Below are 234 nucleotides of genomic sequence, written 5' to 3'. Positions count from 1 at the left end.
GCATCCACACCAGTCTTCTCAGAAAAACTACAAAAAGGTGTCCACATAAACGCCGGCGGTTCATTCAGACTGAGCATGCAAGAACTACCATCTCACGCCCTCGCGAACGCAAACAAAGTAGTAGTCGAATCAAAAGAAGCAGCATTAGAAGACACGGGCGATCTTCAAGTGCCAATAAAAGAAGGTTTATTTAAAGCTAGCGCCATACACGCCGAACTTGGTCAAATTATAAGC

The 234-nt window shown here is 44.9% G+C and carries 1 pseudogene; it reads left to right on the top strand.

Annotated elements, in window-relative coordinates:
• Positions 1-234: pseudogene (locus tag JDS81_RS30080) on the top strand (ornithine cyclodeaminase family protein); the annotation flags it as partial.

Origin of the sequence: Bacillus cereus group sp. N31, assembly GCF_016483245.1 — a bacterium.
GTDB classification, from domain to species: domain Bacteria; phylum Bacillota; class Bacilli; order Bacillales; family Bacillaceae_G; genus Bacillus_A; species Bacillus_A toyonensis.
Note: the sequence above shows the minus strand (reverse complement) of the source record. Positions and strands in the feature narration are given on the sequence as shown.